This is a genomic window from Bradyrhizobium sp. BR 1433 (assembly GCF_051547665.1).
In the GTDB taxonomy this organism is placed as follows: domain Bacteria; phylum Pseudomonadota; class Alphaproteobacteria; order Rhizobiales; family Xanthobacteraceae; genus Bradyrhizobium; species Bradyrhizobium australafricanum.
Genome location: NZ_JBPUGG010000001.1, coordinates 7,663,576 through 7,682,675, shown reverse-complemented (window position 1 = coordinate 7,682,675; position 19,100 = coordinate 7,663,576). Strand labels below are relative to the sequence as shown.

The following is a 19,100-nucleotide window of genomic DNA, read 5'->3' as shown; positions in this document are numbered from 1 at the left end:
GTAGCTTGTTCTTGCGGCGGACCTTGCCACGCCTGCCCGTCCGGGACAAACGCGGTGTCGGCCTCCGGATATTTAGATCAGGGGATGATGGCAAGCCGCGAACTGGCCGGGCGCAACCACGCGCAGTTCCGGCACTTCGCTGGCGCAGCGCGCGTCGGCCCGCGGGCAGCGGGTGCGGAAGCGGCAGCCGGAGGGCGGCGCAATCGGCGACGGCGGCTCGCCGACCGGCACGCTCTGGGTCGGGCGGACATCCGGATCCGGCACCGGGATCGCCTCGATCAGCAGCGCGGTATAGGGATGCGCCGGCCGTGCAAACAACTGCTCAGACGGGCCGACCTCGCAGAGCCGGCCGAGATACATCACCGCGACGCGATCTGAGACCGCCTTCACCACGGCGAGGTCGTGGGCGATGAACAGCAGGGTCAGGCCGTAGCGCGCCTTCATCTCCTCCAGCAGATTGAGGATCTGGGCGCGGATCGAGACATCGAGCGCGGACACCGGCTCGTCGCAGATCACGAATTCCGGATTGAGCACCAGCGAGCGGGCGATGCAGATGCGCTGGCATTGTCCGCCGGAGAATTCATGCGGCAGGCGTCCGCTCACCAGCGCCGGATCGAGGCCGACCGCCGACAGCACGTCGCTGACGCGCCGCCGGCGTTCCTCGGGATCCCTGACGCCCGCGATCACCAGCGGCTCGGCGACGATGTCGCCGATCCGCCGCCGCGGATTGAGCGAGGCAATCGGGTCCTGGAAGATCAGCTGCACGCGCCGGCGCATCTTGCGCAGTGGCTCGCCCTTCAGCGTGGTGAGATCGTGCCCATCGAACAGCACCTTGCCGGAAACGGCCTGGCGCAGTTGCAGCACCGCGCGGCCAAGGGTGGACTTGCCGCAGCCGGATTCGCCGACCAGCCCCAGCGTCTCGCCGCGCGCGATCTCGAGGCTGACATCGGAGACGGCATGGATGGTCTTGCCCCTACCGAATATTCGACGACGAGGTTTTCCACCTTCATCAGCGGATCGGGTGCTGCCTGCAGCATCATGCGCCGACCCCCGCGGTGATCGGATGGAAGCAGGCGTAAACATGCTCCGGCGTTTCCGCCCGGCTGAGCTGCGGCTTCTCCGCGCCGCAGCGCTCCGCGGAATAGCGGCAGCGCGGCGCGAACGAGCAGCCCTTGAGCGGCCGGGTCGGATCGGGCGGCCGCCCCGAAATCGCCGGCAGCGGCGTATGCGGCGCGACGTCGAGCTTCGGCAGCGCGGCGAGCAGCGCCTCGGTGTAGGGCATCCGCATCTGCTTGAACAAGGCAGGCGTCGGCGCGCGTTCGACGACGCGCCCGGCATACATCACCGCGACCTCATCGGTGCGGCCGGCGACCACGCCGAGGTCATGCGTGATGATGATCATCGCCATGTGACGGCGCTGCTGCTCGCGCGCCAACAGATCGAGGATCTGCGCCTGGATCGTGACGTCGAGCGCGGTGGTCGGCTCGTCCGCGATCAGGAGCTGTGGCTCGCAGGACAGTGCCACCGCAATCGCGACGCGCTGGCGCATGCCACCGGAGAGCTGGTGCGGATATTGCGCGAGGCGCTGCTCGGGCGCGGGAATGCCGACCGCCGCCAACAGTTCGATGCTGCGCTGCCGGGCCTCCGCAAGATCGAGCTCGAGATGTTCCACAATGGTCTCGATCAGCTGGGTGCCGATGGTCAGCACCGGATTGAGCGAAGTCATCGGGTCCTGGAACACGACCGCGAGCGAGCGACCGCGCAGCTTGCGCAATTTCTCGGCCGGGAGTTTCGTCAGATCCTGCCCGTCGAACATCACGCGGCCGGACAGTTTCGCCTTCTTGGGCAGCAGCTGCAGGATCGCACGCGACAGCATGGTCTTGCCGCACCCGGACTCGCCGACGATGCCGAGCGTCCTGCCGGCACCGACGGCGAGATCGACATGATCCACCGCCCGCAGATTGCCGCGCGGCGTCGGCAGGTCGACCACCGCATTCTCGACCGAAAGCAGCGTCCGGCTCATAGCGCCCCCTGCCTGGGATCGGTCAGCGCGCGCATCGTATCGCCGATCAGGTTGAACGAGAGCACGGTCAGGAACATCGCGATCGCCGGAATGAAGGCGAGCCGCGGCGCCACCTCGAGGCTCTCACGTCCCTCCCCGATCATGCTGCCCCAGCTCGAGATCGGCGGCGGCACGCCGAGGCCGAGAAAGGACAGCGAGCCCTCGACCACGATGGTGACGGCGACGCCGAGCAGGAAGAAGGCGAGCAGCGGCAGCATCACATTGGGCAGCAGCTCGCGCAACAGGATGCGCGCATGCGTGGCGCCGAGCGCCTGCGCCGCGATGACGAATTCGCGTCGCGCCAGCGACAAGGTCGCCGCCCGCGCCACCCGCATGAAGGCGGGAATGCCGAGGACGCCGAGGATGCAGGTCAGATTGAAGATCGACTGGCCGAGATAGGCGGTGACCGCAAGCGCCAGGATCAGCGGCGGGAACGCCAGCAGCACGTCCATGCTGCCGACCACGAAGGATTTCGAAACGGCCGCGGAAATAGCCCGCGAGCATGCCGAGCGCGCCGCCGATGGTGACACCGATCATCGGTGCGCAGAGGCCGACGATCAGCGAGATGCGCGCGCCATAGATCAACCGCGACAGCTCGTCACGGCCGAGACCGTCGGTGCCGAGCCAATGCTCGGCGGAGATCGGCGCCCGCCGCTCCAGCATGTCCATGTCGGTCGGGCTCGGCAGCGGCAGCAGATCGGCAAAGATCGCGACCGCGAACACCAGAGTCATCCAGCCGATCGCGATCCAGAACAGCATGCCGAGCCCGCGGCGGCGCCGGGCGGGCGTCGCACCGGCCTCTTCCTCGAGGCTGAGCTCAAGCGTGGCCATGGCGGATCCTCGGATCGAGAAGGGCGTAGAGCATGTCGACGATGAAGTTCATGATCACGAAGCCCGCGGCAACCAGCAGCACCACGCCCTGCAGGATGATCAGATCGCGGGTATAGATCGCGCCGACCAGGAGGCGGCCGATCCCCGGCAAGGCGAAGATCGACTCGACGATGACGGCGCCACCGATCAGGCGGCCGATATTGATGCCGGTGATGGTGACGAGCGTCAGCGAAGACGGCTTCAGCGCGTGCACGAACAGGATGCGCGACGGCTTGAGGCCCTTCGCCTTGGCGAGCGCGATATAGTCCTCCTGCAGCGCTGCGATCATGTCGGAGCGGAGCACGCGCATGATACCCGGCCATTCCGCAAGCCCGAGCGTCAGCGCCGGCAGCACCATGAAGCGCAGATTGGCGACCGGGTCCTCGGTGAACGGCACGTAGCCGGTCGCCGGCAGCAGGCGCAGCTCGACCGCAAACAGATAGATCAGCAGGATCGCGGACAGGAAGGTCGGCACCGAGAGCATGCCGAAGGCCGAGCCGGTCATGAAGCGGTCGAACGCGCTGCCGGCCTTGGCCGCGCAGGCGATCGCCAGTGGCACGCCGATCGCGAGCCCGATCAGCTCGGCGAGGATCATCAGCTCGAACGAGACCGGGACGCGGTCGCTGACAGCCTGCAGCACCGTCTGCCCGGTGCGGAAGGATCGTCCGAAATCACCCTGCAGGATGTGCCACAGCCAGCCGAGATAGCGCAACCAGATCGGCTGATCGAGCCCCATGTCGTGACGCAGGGCCGCGACGTTCTCCGGCGTCGCCTGGTCGCCGAGGATCACATAGGCCAGATCGCCGGGCAACAGCGAGGCGATCACGAAAGTCAGGACCGAGACCGCGATCAGCACCGGTACAAGGTACAGGAGCCTGCGCGCGACGAAGAACAGCATGAAAGGCTATTCCTTCCAGGCGTCGGAGACGTCGAGCACCCCGTTGAACATCTTCGGCACGCCCTTCACCTTCGCGCTCGAGATTGCGTAGTAGGTATTCTGGAAGGTCCAGAACCAGATTGCTTCCTTGTTGATCAGGCGGCTGATCGCGCAATAGTCCTCAGTGCGCTGGGCGACGTCGGCCGTGGTCCGCGCATGCTCCAGCAACCGGTCCAGCTCCGGATTGGAGTAGTTCGCCAGCGCCACCGGGCTGCCGGTGTGAAAATTGGCGTACATCTGCGGATCGGGATCGGCGAGATCGACGATGCGCCACGGCGTGAGCTGGAACTGGCGCATGAAGGCGCGCGGCGGAATGGTCGCCTGATCGACCTGCTCGATCTCCATGTTGGCGCCGATGCGCTTCCAGAATTGCTGCAACACTTGGCCCCCGGTGCGGCCGCGCGGCGTCGCCGTGACTAGCATCTTGAATTCGACCGGCTTGCCGTAATCCTTGATCAACGCCTTGGCCTTTTCGACATCGTAGGGCAGCGCACCATCATCCTTGCACTTCACCCAGGACCCGTCGCCATAGGGATTACTGGCCGGTCGCGCCAGGCCATTGGTAATCGCCTGCGACATTTTCGTGCGGTCGAGCGCCATCACCAGCGCCTGGCGCACGCGCACGTCGTCGAACGGCGGGACCTTGGTGTTGAAGGCAGCGACTGCAGCCCCCGAGCCTTCATAGGTATGCACGGTCAGGCTTGTGTCCTTGCGCGCCCTGATGATGTTGTCAGCATCGGCTTCGTCGTCCCAGATGATATCGGCCTCGCCCGATTGCAGCGAGGCAAAGCGCGACTGTGCATCCGGCAAGGGCTTCAGGACGATGCGGTCGAGATAGGGCTTGCCCTTGTTCCAGTAGTCCGGGTTCTTCTCGAGCACCATGCGGTCGCCGGCGGTCCAGGACTTCAGGATGTAGGGACCGGTGCCGACCGGGTTGCGGTTGTAGTCGTCGCCCTTGGTCTTCCATGCGGTCGGCGACTGCATGACGTTGTTGGAGCTTTGAATGGTCTGCGTCGCCGGGAAGTTCACGGCCGGGTCGCTGAAATTATAGACCACCGTCAGGTCGTCGACCGTGTTCACGCTGATGATGTTCGTGATGTAGAAGGCGCAACGGCATTTGTTGGCGGGATCCTTCTGGCGGTCGAAATTCTCCTTCACAGCCTGCGCGTTGAACGGCGTGCCGTCATGGAATTTGACGCCTGGACGCAGCTTGATGGTCCAGGTCTTGAAGTCTTCCGAATGCTCCCACGACAGCGCGAGCTTCGGCTTCACCTCGCCCTTGTCGTCGAGTGTGGTCAGCGTGTCGAAGATTGCGGCCGCCGCGGTATTGGCTGAGGTGTCGTAGACGCCGACCTTGAGCGGGTCGAAGCCGGGAATGTCGAGTTCCTGGCCAACGTTGAGCGTGCCGCCCTGCTTCTGCGCATTGGCCGGTGCAGCGAATGCCGCGGCACTGAATCCCGCCACAAGAAATATGCGCGCAACGGCGTGCGCGCGCCCGACCAGCTTCATCAATGCTCCCTCCCAGGTGGGCGACGTCCGGTGTTCCGGATCGTCGTCTGTTGGGCGGCAGATCGTCCGGAATCGCCGCGCGCGACAAGACCGTAATACGGATGAAAAGCCGCAGGCTTAATGACGCGCCGTCTTCGCCGGTTGCGCTGCGAAGCCTGCGATCTGATCCTCGGAGAGCCCGATCTCCTTCAGATAGGACAGCGTGTGCTCGCCGAGCGTCGACATCCGCTTGCGCGCACCGACCGTCGCGCCTGACATGCGGAATGGCAGATCGAGCACCTTGAAGCTGCCGCCGCCGTCCGCAACCTCGGCCAGCGCCCCGCGATGGGCGATTTGCGGATCGGCGAGTGCCTCGCGCACGGTGCGATAGGCCGATGACGGCACGCCATACTCGTTGAGCGCGGCAAGGCAGGCCTGCGTGCTGACCGAGCGCGACCACGCCTCCACGCCCTCCATCAGGCCCGCCCAGTTCTCCCGCCGATCGGCATATTTGGCGAAGCGCGGATCGGACACCCAATCGGGACGGCCGATCACCTGCATCAGGTTCTGGAACGTCTTCTCACTGGCGATCGCCACCATCACGTAGCCGTCGGTGGTTTCGATCGGGCCGAACATCGGGCGCTGGGTTTGCTTCACCTCGAATTGCGACCACTGCAACTCGTTCAGGGTCAAACTCAGCATCGATTCCAGCATCGAGACGTCGATGTGCTGGCCCTTGCCGCTGGCGGCGCGCTGGTAGAGCGCCGCCGAGATCGCACCGAAGGCGTAAACGCCGGTCAGCACATCGGCGTGGTAGATGCCGCAATAGTCCGGCCGGCTGCGGCCCGGTTGGTAGGCGAGATGCGCCATCTCGTAGCCCGAGGCGGCATGGATCACCGGCGCATAGGCCGGCAATTCCGCCGACGGGCCGGTCTGGCCGTAGCCGGAGATCGAGCAAAAGATCAGTTTTGGATTGATGTCGCGGATAGAGGCGTAATCGAGCTTCAGCCGCCGCATCACGCCGGGACGGAAATTCTCCACCAGCACGTCGGCGGTGGCGATCAGCCGGCGCACGGCTTCGACGCCGGCCGGCGACTTCAGGTCGAGCACCAGGCTGTTCTTGCCGATATTGAGCTGGCCGAACGCCGTCGAGCAATTGTTGCGCACCGGCGGCCGCGTCCGCATCGTCTCGCCTTCAGCGGGCTCGATCTTGATCACCTCCGCGCCCATGTCGGCGAGCATCCGCGTGCAATGAGGTCCGGCGATCGTGGTCGAAAAATCGAGCACGCGAAGGCCGTCGAAGCTCCGTGTCAAATTCCCTCATCGTCAGCGGCTATGGTCGTCGGCAAGGCTTCCTCCACCTTCGTCATTGGTTGTTCGGCGTCGCGTGACCCTAAAGTGAGCCGCCCTGGCAGGAAAGCGTCTCGTCCAGACCGGGAGCGCGGGCCGTCTTGCATTTTACTCAAAGGCAGATTGGACCCGATCTTGCATAGCCATGTCACGGGCTGGAACGAGGGCGCTTGTTGAAGGTCTTATTCGTCACGACGGAGATGGACGATTTCGTCCGCGTGGGCGGGCTCGCCGCCGTTTCCGCTGCCCTTCCGCGGGCGCTCCGCCCATGGAGCGACGTCAGGATCATTCTTCCCGGCTACCGGGATGTGGTCGAACAGTTCACGCATATTGAAATCGTTGGGCAATGCCGAGCGCTCGCCGAGATGCCGGCCTGCACTCTCGGGCGTGCGTCGACCAGGGACGGACTTCCGGTCTACGTGCTGCTGTGCCCGCAACTCTACGAGAGGCCGGGCAATCCCTATGGCGATGAGACCGGCCGCGACTGGCCCGACAATGACATCCGCTTCGGCCGCTTTGCCTCGGCCGCTGCCGAACTTGCAGCCGGAATGCTGGACAAGAATTGGGCAGCGGACCTCGTACACGCCAACGATTGGCAGGCCGCGCTCACACCGGCCTACCTCGCCTGGCGCGACGCACGTATTCCGTCGATCCTGACCATCCACAATCTCGCCTATCAGGGCCTGTTTCCGAAGAACTCGCTGCGGCGGATCGGCGCACCGGAAAGCTCGTTCCACATCGACGGGCTGGAGTTCTACGACAAGCTCTCCTTCCTCAAGGGCGGCCTCGTCTACGCCTCGCATCTGACCACGGTCAGCGCGACCTATGCCAGGGAGATCACGACCGCAGAGCTCGGCTGCGGCCTGGAAGGCCTGCTCCGGGTACGCTCCGATGCCGACCAGCTGACCGGCATCCTGAACGGCATCGACGAAAGCTGGGACCCGCGCCACTGCGCGCAGCTCGCACAGCCGTTCGGCTCCGGCGACTGGAAGGGCAAGCAGGCCAACGCCGACTATGTCCGCCGCCAGTTCGGCCTTGCGGTCTCGCGCGGGCCGATCTTTGGCCTCGTCGCCCGCCTCGTGCATCAGAAAGGCGTCGACCTCGTGCTGTCGGCCGCCGACGAGATCGTCAGGGACGGCGGACAGATCGTCGTCACCGGCAGCGGCGAGCCGGCCATCGAGGATGCGCTGGTGGCCGCGCATCGCCGCCGGCCCGATGCGATCGGCGTGATCATCGGCTTCAACGATGGGCAGGCGCGCCGAATCTTCGCCGGCAGCGATTTCACCCTGATGCCGTCGCGCTTCGAGCCCTGCGGCCTCAGCCAGATGTATGCGCAGCGCTTCGGCTCGCTGCCGATCGGCCACCAGACCGGCGGGCTTGCGGAAACCATCGCCGACGGCGAGACCGGCTTCCTGTTCGCGCAGCCGTCGGCGGAATCCTTCCTCGGCGGCGTCAGGCGCGCCTTCGACGCCTACCGCGCCAAGGACCGGCTCAACGCCATGCGCTCCAGCGCGATGGCCAAGTCCTACAGCTGGGACCTGTCGGCCGCCTGCTACGGAGCGCTGTACAAACGGCTGGTCATGCCGCGCGTGATGGCGTAGGCGGCCCGCGTCGCGGGCTTGTGAAGCCGGGCGGCTGTGGGATCCCACCGGCCCGGTAACAATCGGGTCATTGCACCGAACCTTTCAGGCGATCACGTCGCCCCACGGCTGGACGACGACGCATGCGTGAAATTGCGAATGATGACTTTTGGCCAAACGCGATTGCGATGGAGGAACATCATGGACGTCAACGAAGAGCGCCTCAATTCATTCATGGGAAAGATGATCGGCGATGTCGGCGCGGCGATGAATGCCTCGTTGATGCTGCTGGGCGACAAGCTCGGGCTGTACAGGGCCCTCGCGCAGGGCGGGCCGATGAATGCCGCGGCCCTGGCGAAGGCAACCGGAACGGCCGAGCGCTACATCCAGGAGTGGCTGTCGGCGCAGGCGGCCTCCGGCTACATCGAGTACGACAAGGCATCCGGAAAATTCTCGATGCTGCCCGAGCAGGCGCTCGCGCTGGCTGACGAGGACAGCCCGGTCTTCCTCGGCGCCGTCGGAAGCCTTGTCGGCGCGACCTTTCTCGATGAGCCTAAAATTACCGACGCCTTCAAGACCGGCAAGGGAGTTGGCTGGAACCGGCGCAGCGAGTGCCTGTTCTGCGGCACCGCCCGCTTCTTCCGCACCAGCTACAAGCACTATCTGGTGCAGGAATGGCTGCCGGCGCTCGAGGGCGTCGTCGACAAGCTGAAGAAAGGCGCGGTCGTCGCCGACGTCGGCTGCGGGCACGGCGTCTCGACACGATTGATGGCGGAGGCGTTTCCGAAGTCGACCTTCTACGGCTTCGACTATCACGACGGCTCGATCGAGGCGGCGCGGAAGTCCGCGCGGGAGGCGGGACTGTCGGACCGCGTTCATTTCGAAACGCACTCGGCCAAGACATTCCCGGCCAAGGGCTATGACCTCGTGTGCTTCTTCGACTGCCTGCACGACATGGGCGATCCGGTCGGCGCCCTCAAGCACACCCGCTCCACCCTCGCCGACGACGGCACCTGCATGCTGATCGAGCCGTTCGCCAACGACCGGCTGGAGGACAACCTCAATCCGATCGGGCGCGTCTACTACGCCGCCTCGACGATGATCTGCACGCCGGCGTCGCTGGACCAGGAGGTCGGGCTCGCGCTCGGCGCGCAGGCCGGAGAGGCAAGACTGCGCGAGGTGGCGCGCCAGGGCGGCTTCTCGCGGTTCCGCCGCGCCGCGGAAACGCCGTTCAACCTGATCCTGGAAGCCCGCCCGTAAGACGGGCAACCGCACAATGCGATTGGGCGGCGGCATCACGCCGCCGCCCAACGCTGCAATGCTGATCTGCCCCCGCGGCCGCTCATTGCGGCCTACGTCCTCGCCGCTCCGCTACCAGTCCTGTTGCGATTGCCAGAAGTACTGGCCGCCGCGCCGGCGCGGATTGGCGGCTTGCGGATTACCGTAAATCTGGGGATTGCCGTACTGGGGATTGCTGTATTGGGGACTGCCATACGGGGTGCCGTACTCGAGTGCCCGATCGAGGATTCCAGCTGCGCTGACTGAAGAAGCCGAAGCCGTCGTCCCCGCTCGCCACCATGTCGTCGTTCATCATGGGCCGGGTCGGCTTGCGCGTGATGAAACCGCCCTGGGGCTGGTTGCTCAGCACGGCGACGAACTCGGTGCGATAGTTGGTCTCGGCGCTCAATGGCTCGTCCGAGATGATGATCGAAGAGCGCGCAACGGCAGTCGGCGCGATGCGATCCAGCACATCCTGCGGGATGGTGACACGGTCGAGCGCATTCCTGGCGTTGTCGCCGTCGTCGATCGACACCTCGGTCCAGCGCAGACCGCCCGCGTCGTTCCGCGCCATCGCCGTGTAGATGTGCGTCCCGATCGGTTTGTCCGGATCGCGAATCGTGACGGGAACCTCGATGCTCGAGTTCGAACACCTCGCCGCCGTCAGCCCACGGCTTGTGGGTGTTGCGCCGGACGTAAAGCTTCTGCGTCGCGCGGCTGATGTAGACGGACACCGGCTCCAGCGCGAGCTTCGCCTCGGTCGCTGCCTTCTGGCTATCCGCCTTCTTGGTTTCGGCCGCCTTGGCGGCGTCCTTGGCGGCGGCTGCGGCGTCGAGCTTCGGCTTGGCGTCGCCCTGCGCGGCCTCGAACTGCGTGGTCGCTTCCGCGGCCTTTGCCACCGCCTTCTGCTTCAGATCCTCGGCGCGCGCCTTGGCCTGGTCGGTCTTGGCCGCAGCGAGCGTCTTGTCGGCCAACGCAACCGCAGCGTCGGCACGGGTCTTGATCTGTTGCAATTTGCGCAGCGACGCAGGCGTGAACAGTGCGGCCTCCTTGGTCGCGGCTATCGAAGCCTTCTTCGCCTCGTCGGCTGCCTTGGCGGCATCCGCGGCCTCGCGGCTGAGTTTCTCGGCGCGCGCCGGAGCCGACGCAATGGCTTGCGCGTTCGGCACGAACAGCGCCGGGTGGGTGAAATCGACCGGGGCCGGATCGTTCGGCGCGATGATCACCCGCATCCCGATCCGGGTCTTGTCGAACAGCTTCTCGGCAAAATCGTAGGGCATCCGCACGCAGCCATGCGAAGCCGCATATCCCGGCAGCGGCCCGCCATGCAGCGCGATGCCGTTCCAGGTGATGCGCTGCATGTTGGGCATCCAGGCATCGTCGTACATGGTTGAGTGATGGTCCTTGTCCTTCTCGACCAGCGCAAAGACGCCGGCCGGCGTCTCGCGTCCCTTGACGCCGCTCGACACCGGCGCACGGTAGATCCAGCCCTCGGCGTCGTAGAGCGTCACCTTCTGGGCCTTGATCGACACGATCGCCATGATCGGCTCGCCCGCGGTGCGCGGCGCGGTCGCCTCGACGGCTGCCACGGGACGCTGGTCTTTCGCCGCGACGCCAGCGGTCAGTGACGCAAGTGTGACCATCGCTGCGAAAGTCACAAAGGCGGGTTGGCCCCAACGCCGCATCGCTCCGGTGGTTTGCGCCGTCGTCGTTCGATGTACCATGCCGCTCCTCGGTCGAAATGCCTGCCCGCGCTCCGTCAATCCCGTACCAGACCGCGATTTTGGATTGATTAATCGCCGCCACGGTCCAACGCGCGAACTCGCTCCTGGGGACCATCGGACTCGTTTCAGCAGCAAATCGCTTATGTATTTACTCATATATGACGGCACATGCAGGAGAAAGGGTGCCGCGCAGCAAAACCGGCCGGTAGCCGCATCCCCAGTCTGATCGGCGGCGGCCAATGGTGCCGCGGTTGCTCCCCCCATCATGCCGTCCGCCGCGTCTCCGGCATCACCAGCCAGATAACGAGCAGCCCGAACGCGGCGACGCCGGCGAGGCCCATGAAGGCGGTGCTGCTGCCGAGCTTGTCGCTGACATAGCCGGCCAGCACCGTGCTGAGCGACGCGCCAATGCCGACCGCGGTGCCGACAATGCCCTGCGCCAGGTTGAAATGGCCGCTGCCGAAGGCGACGTCGGCCACGATCAGCGGCACCATCACGCTGAAGATCGCCGCGGTGATGCCGTCGAAAATCTGCACGATGACCAGCAGATAGGGATCACGCACGGTTGCAAACAAAAGGCCGCGGACCGCCAGCGCGACGAATGCGATCAGGAGCAGCGGCCGCCGGCCCCGGATCTGGGCTATGCGGCCGACCGAGGGCGAGGACAAAGCGACGATCGCCTGCGGCACAATGATGCAGGCCGCGATCAGGACCGGCGCCCATTGGCTCGACCGTGTCGTCACCACGCCCGCCATCAAGGGCAGCATCGCGGCATTGGCGAGCTGGAACAGCATCATCGCGCCGGCAAAGATCAGGAGCGGCCGCTGCCGCACCAGCGCGAACACGCTGGTGGCGCGCTTGTCGGGGACTTCCCGTTTCACCTCGCCATGGGCCTGCGCGATGTCGATCTCGCGCTCGCGGATCCGGGCCAGCGACAACAGCGTCGGGATCGCCAGGATGAAGGTGACGAGGAACACCGAGCGGCTCGACAGCAGATAACCGCAGGCGCCCATCAGTGCCGCGGCCGAGCCGCTGCCGAGCGAGGCAAAGCGCGCGTTGCGGCCGAGCCGCTCGCCGATCGCAAGCGGCCCGACCAGACCGAGGCTGATCGCGGCGATCGCTGGACCGAGCACGCAGCTTGCTAGCGCGTGCAGCGTCGCGGCGAGCGTCACCACGGGAAAGATCGGCCAGAGCGCATAGGCCAGCGCGCTGGCGCCGATCGCGGCCACCGCGCAGCCCGCAACGACCCGCTCCGAGCGCGCCGCATCGACGATCGCTCCGCCGGGCATCTGGCCCAATAGGCCGATGATGCCGCCGATCGAGAGCACGAAGCCGATCTCGACCTGGGTCCATTTCTGCGTCGTCAGATAGACCGCGACGAACGGGCCGAAGCCGGTCTGCACGTCGGCCAGAAAGAAGATGAACCAGTCGAGCCCGCGCTGGCTTTCCCGCGACGGCCCGCGCGGTTCCTCCGGGGTGGGCTGATCGGGGACAATTGACACAACGCTGGTGCTGCCGGCTGATCGCTCGCCACGATCGTCGCCAACCGTCTCTAAAGAAGAGTTCGGACGCGCGACCAGTTCTACCCCCTAATGTTCGTAATCCCATGGATGCAGGCTTCCCGCCGCGCCCAGCACGATCAGCGGCGTATCTTCCTTGTACTCGGGCGCAGCGCTCACCTGCTGCTTGTTGAGGTCCAGCGTGATGCTGTCGCTCTTGCTGGAAACACCGGCGAAACGCAGCGCGTTCCAATCGACCACGATCTTGCGGCTGCCGACGCCGAGGAAGCCGCCGAAATCGATCACTGCGGCGCGGACCTTGCCGTCGCGGTCGACAATGACGTCGACGATACGGCCCATGTTCTCATTGGCGGAACTGCGAACGTCGCGCCCGAGAATGCCGTGCGCATCGCGCGCGCCGATCACGGTCACCGACGGCGGCGGCGACGGTTCCTTGGACGATTCCTTTGAGGGCTCCTTCGCCTGCTCCTTCGGCGTCGCAGAGGCTGCTGGCGGCGCCTGGGCTGCCGGCGGCGCAGGAGTTGCTGGCGTTGCTGGCGGCGCCTGCGCTGCCGGCGGCGATGGTGCAGGCGCCGGCACTTCGTCGTCGGCGGCACAGACACCCGCGCATGTCAGCAGCGCCGCTGCGACCAGCATCATCATAATCCTCGGACGCATGTTACTCTCCCCGCGATTTCCGGCGCACGCATGCAGCGTGACGACGCTCAATGCGTCAGCACGATCGACACCTGGATCTGGCCGCGTGTGCGCAACACTTCGAGCGACACCTCGTCGTCATGGCGGCGCAGCCTCAAATCGACGCTGGAGGCGCCGAGCCTGAGGTCGCGCAGCACCACGTCGTTGAGGAACTCCGGCAGCCGGGGATCGCGCAAGCGAATCTCGCCGCGCGCGGTGTCGAACTCGAGGCCAAGCGCCGCCTCGAGCAGCGTGAACGGCGTCGCGCTCGCCCAGGCCTGCGGTGCGCAGGCCACGGGATAGAGCACCGGGCCGCGCCGGCGCTCGCGGCGGAAGCCGCAGAACAGCTCCGGCAGCCGCCGCAGTTCCATATAGCTCGCGGCGTCGAACAGGCCATTGAACAGATGCGCGACCGAATGCTTGAGGCCGTAGCGGGCAAATCCGAGCGCGATCAGCGCATTGTCATGCGGCCAGATCGAGCCGTCGTGATAGGACATCGGGTTGTAGCGCGCTTCGCCCGCGGCGACGGTGCGAATGCCCCAGCCCGAGAAGAACTTCTGGCTCATCAGGTCGGCGGCGACCCGTCGCGCGCGGTCTTCCCGCACCATGCCGGAAAACAATGTCTGGCCGGCATTCGACGTGCGCACCTTGCACGGCTGCTTGGCGCCGTCGAGCGCGACCGCATAGGTGCCGAGCTCCTCGCACCAGAATGCTTCCTCGAACCGCTCGCGCAGCCGCTCGGCCTCGGCTTCCAGCTTCGCGGCCTTGTCGGCAAAGCCGAGCTTGCGCGCCGCGCGCGCGGCAAGCTGCTTGCCGGCAAACACGTAGCCCTGCACCTCCGCCAGCGCGATATTGCCCTCGGCAAGCGTTCCGTCGGCGTGGAAGATGGCGTCGAACGAGTCCTTCCAGCCTTGATTGCGCAGCCCCTCCTCGGTGGCGCGCTGATATTCGACGAAGCCGTCACGGTCGGGATCGCCCGGGCCGTCGATCCATTGCAAGCCGGCCTCGACCGCGGGCCACAGCTCGCGCAGCGTCTCCAGATCGCCGGTGCGCTCCAGATAGAGCCCGGCGAGCAGCACGAACAGCGGAGTCGAATCGACGCTGCCGTAATAATGCGCGAACGGCACCTCGCGAAGCGCGGCCATCTCGCCGCCGCGCATCTCATGCAGAATCTTGCCCGGCGCGGCATCGGCCAGCGGATCGACCGCCTTGGCCTGGAACAGCGCGAGCCGCTTCAGCACGCCCTTGGCGATCCGTGGATCGACCCACAGCATCTGCAACGCGGTGATCAGCCCGTCGCGGCCGAACGTCGTCGAATACCAGGGAATGCCGGCATAGGGGTAACGGCCCTGCGGCGTCTCGGTCATCAGCATGTTGAGGTCGGCCATCGCCTGGCACAGCACCTCGTTGAAGATGTTGTTCGAGGTCTCGATGCTGGCTGCGCCGGCCGACGACGTCCGCATCTCGCGGCGATGCGCCAGCAGGCCGCGGAAGAACGGCACCGGCTTCTGCATGATCGGCTTGTTGCAGGAGACCGCGACGAACAGCGACGTGACTTGCCCGGGCTCGAGATCGAAATGATAGGTCGCCGCGTTGACCGACAGCCGCGTCGGCCGCGGATCGAAATGCAGCGCGGTGATCCGCGTCTGCTCGTCGAGGCCGCAATATTCCAGCACCACGTCGGTCGGGCCGAGCAGCTTGCTCGAGCCGATGCCACGCCGCGGCCGGCGCTCGCCGCGCACCTCGAACAGATCGGCAAAGTCATTGTCGAACAGCAGCGTGAGATCGAAGCTTGCGGCATGATCGCCGTGATTCTGCAGACCGATGCGCTGATAGGCCGTGCCGCGCCACAGAAAGATCGAGCGCACGATATGCAGCGTGTCCTTCGGCAGCGTGAGGCGGTCGTCGCGATAGACGTCGGAATTGGTAAGGTCGACCGTCAGCGCCGAATTGTCGTCGCGCATGTTGGAGCCGAGCAGGAGCGGCTGCACGTCCTCCAGCACCATTTCCAGCCGCGCCAGGTAGCGGGTGTCGGCGTTGAACAGGCCGTCCGGCCCGCCGGCCGAGGCGCCGATGTCGCCATGGCTGTCGAGCACGATGAAGGTGTCGTCATGCTTGAGCGAGCGCCGCGGCCGCGCCGCGGGCCCGGTCATCGGAATGTAGAACGGCGATTCGGCGACGTGCTCCGTGATGCGAGCGGTGATGATCTGCGTAACGACGTCAGCTGCCATCTGAACCTCTGGCGACTTTGCTTGGCCCGTATCCTGGTTCGAACGAACGCACCGGAACGCACAAACGCACTTGACGACGCGGGGTCAGGCCGCGCTGGTGGAAAGGCGGCCCATTTCACGCGCGACCAGGTCGCGGTAGGGGCCCCTTCCCTTCACGAGGATATCGGGCGGACCGTCCTCGACGATCCGGCCACCCTGCAGCACAAGCACGCGGTCGAAGCTGCGCAACGTCGCGAGGCGGTGCGCGATCGCGACCACGGTACGCCCGCGCATCAGCCGCGACAACGCCTCGCGGATCGCCTCCTCGGAGTCGGCATCGAGCGCCGCGGTGGCCTCATCGAGCAGCAGGATCGGCGCATCCTTCAGGAAGGCGCGCGCGATCGCGATGCGCTGGCGCTGGCCGCCGGAGACCTTGACGCCGCGGTCGCCGACGATGGTGTTCATGCCCTCGGGCAAGCCCTCGATGAAGTCGCAGCGCGCCGCGATCGCCGCCCGCAGCACCTCGTCGTCGGTGGCGTCCGGCCGGCCGTAGCGGATGTTCTCCAGGATCGAACGGTGGAACAGCGAGATATCCTGCGGCACCACCGAGATTGCCGCGCGCAAGCTCTGCTGGGTGACGCGCGAGATGTCCTGGCCGTCGACGGTGATGTTGCCCTGCTCGACGTCGTAGAAGCGCTGCAGAAGGGTAAACAGTGTTGACTTGCCGCCGCCGGACTGGCCGACCAGGCCGACCCGCTGGCCGGGCTGGATGCGCAGGCTGAAGCGCTCGAACACCTGCAGGCCGCCCGGATAGCGGAACGAGACGTTGTTGAAGGCGATCGCGGCGCCGCTCTTCACCAGCGCCTCGGCCTCCGGATGGTCCTTCAGCTCGTGCGGCTGCAGCAGCGTCGCCAGGGCCTCGGTCAGCCGCGCGACATGCTGGGTGACGTCGACCAGCGCGACCGCGAGATCGCGGGTGGCGCTGAGGATCGAGATGCCGAGCGTGCAGACCAGCACGACATCGCCGGTGGTCGCCGCACCCTGCTGCCAGAGACTGAGCGCCCAGGCCAGCATCGCGATGGTCAGGATGACGGTCACGCCGGCGTGAATGAGACGAAGCTTCTCGAGGTAGCGCAGGGAACGGCCACGCGCGACGAGTTCCCGATTGACGGTCGCATCGAAGCGTTCGTGCTCATAGCCGAGGCCGCAGAACGCGCGTACCAGCGGCAGGTTGTTGATGACGTCGACCATTTCGCCGTCCACGGCAGCCGCCCTGTTGGCGAAATCGTCATGCAGCGGCCGGCCGGCGGCGGCGATGCGGAACATGGCCACCACCATGGTTCCCGCGATCAGGATCAACACTGCTGACATTGTCACGCTGACTGTTCCAACCAGGGCGATCGCCGCGAAGGTCGCGATGCAGGGCGGCAGCACGTTCCATACGAACATGTTCTCGACCGTGAACACCGCGTTCGAGGTCGCCGTGATCCGGCTGGTCAGCATGCCCGGTAGCCGATCCGTGAAATAGCTCGGCGCGTGGCCGGTGAGATGGCGGAACATGTCGCGGCGAAGATCGCCGGTGACGCTGACAAAGGTGTAGCTCGCGGTCCAGCTCGCGATCCGCCACAGGAAGTTGTCGGCTGCAATCAGTGACATGAGCAGAGCGAATGCCAGCCATACGCCATTCGCGGCCGACGGCCCTGCCGACAGCGCATCGACCAGATTCTTCACGCCGTATTGCGTGCCTACCGAGCAGGCAACCGCCGCAACAACGGCTGACAAAATCACAACATGCGACGGCAGACGCCGGCGCAGATAGCGCAACACAAAGGGAAACGGACGATGCGCGTATCCTGACAGATGGTCCATGACGTCCTGCAAAGCTGTTGAAGGTGAACGAGAAAATTCTAGTCGAAGCTCTCGCGCACGATGACGTGAAGGGCGGCGGTGGGATTCCTCGATGCAGCCATCACTGCGCAACAATTTTGCAACGCTGGCATAGGCAAAACCGTGTTGGAGCGTGATGGCATCAGCAAGACCACAGTGTGATGGAAGAAAGAAGCGGCAGATCTCCCACATCTAAGGAACCTCGCACGTGCGAGAACGTTCCCGTCTTTGGCATGTCGGTGCCAACTGAGGGCTGAGGGTAGTTCATTCCACATTACAAACAGGAGACGGAGAGATGCGCATCGCGCAGGTTGCCCCGCTGACGGAGGCTGTTCCCCCAAGCTCTACGGCGGCACCGAACGGGTCGTGCACTGGCTGACCGAAGAACTTGTAACACTTGGACATGACGTGACGTTGTTCGCCAGTGGCGATTCTCAAACCTCCGCGAAGCTCGATGCGACCTGGCCGAAGGCACTGCGGCTCGACGGCTCGGTCCGCGATCCCAATGCGCTCCACATGGTGATGCTGGAACGCGTGCGGCAGAAGGCCGACGACGAGGAGTTCGACTTCCTGCACTGCCATCTCGACTATTATCCGTGGTCGCTGTTCGCGCGGCAGCCGACGCCGTTCGTCACCACCTTGCACGGACGGCTCGACCTGCCGGAGCATCAGCCGGTCTTCAACACCTTCTCGAAGATTCCGGTGATCTCGATCTCCAACGCGCAGCGGCGGCCGGTGCCGCAGGCGCATTGGGTGCGCACCATCCATCACGGCCTACCGGAGAATCTGCTGACGCCGCAACCGGCGAAGCCGTCCTATCTCGCGGTACTCGGGCGCATCGCGCCGGAGAAAGGCGTCGATCGCGCGATCAAGATCGCAACCCGCTGCGGCATTCCGCTGAGGATCGCGGCTAAGGTCGATCGTGCCGACCAGGAATATTACGATGAGTTGATCAAGCCGCTGATCACCAGCAACCCGTTGGTCGAGTTCATCGGCGAAATCAGCGACCGCGAGAAGCCGGATTTTCTCAGCGGCGCGATCGGGCTCCTGGTTCCGATCGACTGGCCGGAGCCGTTCGGCCTCGTGATGATCGAAGCGATGGCCTGCGGCACGCCCGTCATCGCCTATAACCGCGGCTCGGTGCCGGAGATCATCGAGGATGGCCTGACCGGCTTCATCGTCGAGGACGAGATCAGTGCGATCTCCTCCGTCGGCCGCCTAGGAACGCTCAATCGCGACGCGATCCGCAAGCAGTTCGAGACCCGCTTCACCGCGCGGCGCATGGCGCTCGACTATCTCGCCGCCTTCCGCGGCCTGATGGAAGCCGAGCCGCGCTTCAAGCTGGTGGCCAGCGCAGAGTAGCAGTTGCAGCGGCCGATCGAATGATCCGGCGGGCCGGCCGGCACCATCCGTGCCGGTCCGTCGGGTCGTTCGATTGTCAATAATACCGTCGTGCGCGGCGGCAACTCTCACGCAGCAAAACACTACGCATGCCCGCGTCGCACGATTGCTGCGACGC

Annotated in this window: 12 protein-coding genes and 2 pseudogenes; 3 read left to right on the top strand and 11 right to left on the bottom strand. The window is 65.6% G+C overall.

Annotated features, from left to right (window positions below; all coding sequences use genetic code 11):
* Positions 1-72: 72 nt before the first annotated feature.
* The 6 genes from ACSKB9_RS36985 to ACSKB9_RS36960 all read right to left on the bottom strand — a co-directional run bounded on the left by ACSKB9_RS36985 (position 73) and on the right by ACSKB9_RS36960 (position 6,671).
* Entirely contained in the window at positions 73-1,083 is a 1,011-nt protein-coding gene (locus tag ACSKB9_RS36985) for an ABC transporter ATP-binding protein (RefSeq protein ID WP_438079365.1), read from the bottom strand.
* Positions 1,037-2,023 carry an ABC transporter ATP-binding protein gene (locus tag ACSKB9_RS36980; protein ID WP_438079363.1) on the bottom strand — a complete coding sequence of 329 codons (987 nt, stop codon included), beginning with the start codon at positions 2,021-2,023 and terminating at the stop codon, positions 1,037-1,039. The genes ACSKB9_RS36985 and ACSKB9_RS36980 overlap by 47 nt, the downstream gene beginning before the upstream one ends.
* Complete coding sequence (locus tag ACSKB9_RS36975) at positions 2,020-2,526, bottom strand: ABC transporter permease (protein WP_438079361.1); 507 nt, start codon at positions 2,524-2,526, stop codon at positions 2,020-2,022. The genes ACSKB9_RS36980 and ACSKB9_RS36975 overlap by 4 nt, the downstream gene beginning before the upstream one ends.
* Before the next feature lie 353 nt (positions 2,527-2,879).
* Positions 2,880-3,830 (bottom strand): ABC transporter permease, encoded by a 951-nt coding sequence (locus ACSKB9_RS36970; RefSeq protein WP_057017526.1) that lies wholly within the window; start codon positions 3,828-3,830, stop codon positions 2,880-2,882.
* Positions 3,831-3,836: 6 nt separating this feature from the next.
* Positions 3,837-5,378, bottom strand: coding sequence for an ABC transporter substrate-binding protein (locus ACSKB9_RS36965; RefSeq protein ID WP_092082772.1), 1,542 nt, complete (start codon positions 5,376-5,378; stop codon positions 3,837-3,839).
* A 117-nt stretch (positions 5,379-5,495) separates the two neighbouring features.
* Positions 5,496-6,671, bottom strand: coding sequence for a CaiB/BaiF CoA transferase family protein (locus tag ACSKB9_RS36960; RefSeq protein WP_438079358.1), 1,176 nt, complete (start codon positions 6,669-6,671; stop codon positions 5,496-5,498).
* Positions 6,672-6,880: 209 nt separating this feature from the next.
* Here ACSKB9_RS36960 and glgA point away from each other — a divergent pair, with 209 nt between their 5' ends.
* Both glgA and ACSKB9_RS36950 read left to right on the top strand, forming a co-directional pair.
* A complete protein-coding gene (glgA, locus tag ACSKB9_RS36955) occupies positions 6,881-8,308 on the top strand; it encodes a glycogen synthase GlgA (protein WP_438079357.1) in 1,428 nt (475 codons plus the stop codon).
* Positions 8,309-8,488: 180 nt separating this feature from the next.
* Positions 8,489-9,547 carry a class I SAM-dependent methyltransferase gene (locus ACSKB9_RS36950; protein WP_176936872.1) on the top strand — a complete coding sequence of 353 codons (1,059 nt, stop codon included), beginning with the start codon at positions 8,489-8,491 and terminating at the stop codon, positions 9,545-9,547.
* A 178-nt stretch (positions 9,548-9,725) separates the two neighbouring features.
* Here ACSKB9_RS36950 and ACSKB9_RS36945 read toward each other — a convergent pair.
* From ACSKB9_RS36945 to ACSKB9_RS36925, 5 genes and pseudogenes are all read right to left on the bottom strand, one after another.
* Positions 9,726-11,289, bottom strand: a pseudogene (locus ACSKB9_RS36945) (L,D-transpeptidase).
* 263 nt (positions 11,290-11,552) lie between these two features.
* Positions 11,553-12,791 (bottom strand): MFS transporter, encoded by a 1,239-nt coding sequence (locus tag ACSKB9_RS36940; protein ID WP_438079355.1) that lies wholly within the window; start codon positions 12,789-12,791, stop codon positions 11,553-11,555.
* Positions 12,792-12,878: 87 nt separating this feature from the next.
* Entirely contained in the window at positions 12,879-13,466 is a 588-nt protein-coding gene (locus tag ACSKB9_RS36935; protein WP_438079353.1) for a PRC-barrel domain-containing protein, read from the bottom strand.
* Positions 13,467-13,513: 47 nt separating this feature from the next.
* Positions 13,514-15,715, bottom strand: coding sequence for an amylo-alpha-1,6-glucosidase (locus ACSKB9_RS36930; protein WP_438079351.1), 2,202 nt, complete (start codon positions 15,713-15,715; stop codon positions 13,514-13,516).
* A gap of 84 nt (positions 15,716-15,799) precedes the next feature.
* On the bottom strand, positions 15,800-17,563 hold the full coding sequence (locus ACSKB9_RS36925) for an ABC transporter ATP-binding protein (protein WP_438079349.1): 1,764 nt from the start codon (positions 17,561-17,563) through the stop codon (positions 15,800-15,802).
* A 313-nt stretch (positions 17,564-17,876) separates the two neighbouring features.
* Here ACSKB9_RS36925 and ACSKB9_RS36920 point away from each other — a divergent pair.
* Positions 17,877-18,943, top strand: a pseudogene (locus ACSKB9_RS36920) (glycosyltransferase family 4 protein).
* Positions 18,944-19,100: the final 157 nt, after the last annotated feature.